Below are 2,162 nucleotides of genomic sequence, written 5' to 3'. Positions count from 1 at the left end.
GCGTTCCACCAGATAGGGAATCGCATCCAGCCGGACGCCGTCGACACCCATGTCGAGCCAGAAGCGCATCGCGCGGACCACCGCCTTCATCACGCTCGGGTTGTCGAAATTGAGATCGGGCTGATGGCTGAAGAAGCGGTGCCAGAAGTTCGCTTTCGCGACCGGGTCCCAGGTCCAGTTGGAGGCTTCGGTGTCGGTGAAGATGATCCGCGTGCCGCGATACTTCTGATCGTCGTCGCTCCACACGTAGAAGTTGCGCTTCGACGTGTCGGGCGGTGCTCGGCGTGCGGCCTGGAACCACGGATGCTGGTCGGAGGTGTGGTTGACGACGAGCTCGGTGATCACGCGCAGCCCGCGGCGGTGCGCCTCGCGCAGGAAATTCCGGAAGTCCTGCCGCGTGCCGTAGTGCGGATGCACGTTCAGATAGTCGGCGACGTCGTAGCCGTCGTCGCGCAGCGGCGACGGATAGAAGGGCATCACCCAGATCGCGTTGACGCCCAGGTCCTGCACGTAATCGAGCTTGGATGCGAGGCCGCGGAAGTCGCCGATGCCGTCGTCGTTGGAGTCGCAGAACGCCTTGACGTGCAGCTGATAGATTACCGCGTCCTTGTACCAGAGCGGATCGGCGGCGACGGCGTCGGCGCTTGCGCCGGGCTCGTGGTCGTTGGCGAACGGCAGCGTGCTGTTGTCCATGGTGCCGTGTCAGAGAAGAAGTGATCGACGACGCGCCGGTTGCGGGCAGGCAAGCGGGCGCACGCGAAGCGGACCCCGCGCGAACCTGCGGCAATTGCCGAAGGCCCGCACCCGATCTTCCGGGGCAACCGCAGCGCAGAATATTGCTGGTTCTTCGCGTCGCGTCAACCTTGCGGCGGCCCGCACGGCCGCAGCGGCGCCGGTCAGAGGCGGTGACCGGGACGTGGGCACAGCTATTGCAGCGGGCGTCGTCTCCGCTCAGCCTCCCACCCTCATGCCATGGCCATCCTTCGCTGCAGCAAGTGCGGTCATCTCGAAGAACTGCCGCGCGAGGCGGCGGGCACCATGCAGCCGTGTTCGCGCTGTCAGGCACCCGGTCACGCCCACGATACGGTCTATTTCGTCAGCAAGGCGCTGGAAAAGCTGTTTGCCCTGCAGGTCGAATCGGTTCGACTGCGCGCCGCCGGCGGCAGCGGCGGATTGATGCCGCGCGGCACACCGGCGGCACCCGCCGAGCCGTTCGATCTGCACAACTCGGCCGTCCTGTCGACCGAACTCCAGCATGGGCCGGTGCGCGATTGGTTCCAGCGCCGGCAGATCCGCGTTCGCACGAACCCGAAGGCCGTCGACACGACAGGCTTCTTCGACGAGGTCGCTGTCGCCATCGGCGAGAACTTCGGCGTGCTGAAGGAAGTGGTCGATCGTATCCGCTTCGCACAGATCAAGGGATTCGCCCAGGCGACGATCCAACTCGAGCGCAAGACGCCCGAACAGGTCGAGCTCATCACGCGCTTCTGCCGACAGCTGTTCGACTACACCTTCATCGCCAAGTGTCTACACCTCAACGACGAGAAGCCGCGGCTGCGGCTCATCCTGCAGGCGGCGCCGGCGATTCGCGATTTCTTCAACGGTGACTGGCTGGAGTGGCTGGTGCTGATGGCCCTGCTCCAGCTGGCGCGGGAGCGCGGCCTGCGCTATTCGTGCGCACGCAATCTGGTGATCACGCTGCCCAGCGACGAGACGTTCGAACTCGACGTGTTCTTCCTCATCGACGGCAACCGTCCGCTGTGCGTCGAGTGCAAGAGCGGCGACTTCCGCCAGGACATCGACCGCTGCCTGACGTTGCGCAAGCGGCTTGGCATCGGTCGCGCCGACTTCATCGTCTGCGCAGCGGGCCTCGATGCCAAACAGGCGGCGGGTTTCTCCAGCACGTACGACCTGGTTTTCTGCAGCGAGCGGGACCTGAGAGCGCAGCTTGAGCGCTCCTTGGTGCCGGCGGTCGACACGCCGCGTAGCGCGCGCACGGCATAGTTCACGCTTCAATCCGCGCCCCTCGCGAGCGAGGGGCGATGCCCCTCGAGCGCAGCGCGAAGGTCATCGGTCCACGTGTTTCAATCCGCGCCCCTCGCGAGCGAGGGGCGATGCCAAAAACCGTTGGCGTTACCGGAGGCACACAGCGTTTCAATCCG

Annotated in this window: 2 protein-coding genes; one reads left to right on the top strand and one right to left on the bottom strand. The window is 65.4% G+C overall.

Annotation, left to right across the window (positions count from 1 at the left end; genetic code table 11):
• Positions 1-693: alpha-amylase (locus JNK68_17510; protein ID MBL8542142.1), on the bottom strand; the 693-nt coding region annotated here is incomplete at its 3' end.
• Between the two features lie 279 nt (positions 694-972).
• On the opposite strand from JNK68_17510, the gene JNK68_17505 reads away from it, so the two are divergent.
• The gene (locus JNK68_17505) at positions 973-2,004 is read left to right on the top strand and encodes a hypothetical protein (GenBank protein ID MBL8542141.1); all 1,032 of its coding nucleotides are present in this window, start codon (positions 973-975) and stop codon (positions 2,002-2,004) included.
• The last annotated feature ends 158 nt before the right edge of the window (positions 2,005-2,162 follow it).

Source organism: Betaproteobacteria bacterium (assembly GCA_016791345.1).
Lineage (GTDB): Bacteria > Pseudomonadota > Gammaproteobacteria > Burkholderiales > JAEUMW01 > JAEUMW01.
Note: the sequence above shows the minus strand (reverse complement) of the source record. Positions and strands in the feature narration are given on the sequence as shown.

Bases quoted from the DNA above. Each gene is read 5' to 3' on its own strand.
- JNK68_17505 (MBL8542141.1), top strand. From the start codon at position 973: ATGGCCATCCTTCGCTGCAGCAAGTGCGGTCATCTCGAAGAACTGCCG.